The following is a 250-nucleotide window of genomic DNA, read 5'->3' as shown; positions in this document are numbered from 1 at the left end:
TTAGAGTCACTTCCAACGACGGTTAAGCATGGCGATAATTTCTTTTTAGTTACTAAACGTTCTCATTCACCTCTTTCGTTTGAACCTCAATTCATGGCAGGTTATCCACTTAAAGAAGGGTCAAGAGTTACCGTAACCATTGGAAGTAAAGATTTTGATTTTTTTACTAAGGATTCGTCGGCTTGGTTAGCATCACCAGCACTAGAAAAGCAGCTTGTTTCTGCTATGCGTGCTGGAAAAAATATGAAAG

At 38.8% G+C, this 250-nt stretch carries 1 pseudogene; it reads left to right on the top strand.

Going from position 1 to position 250, the window contains the following annotated elements:
• A pseudogene (locus ACFIO5_RS12340) lies at positions 1-250 on the top strand (invasion associated locus B family protein); the annotation flags it as partial.

The sequence above is a fragment of the Bartonella sp. AA86SXKL genome (assembly GCF_042196885.1).
The sequence above is the reverse complement of the archived record's forward strand: the minus strand, read 5'-3'. Positions and strand labels throughout refer to the sequence as shown.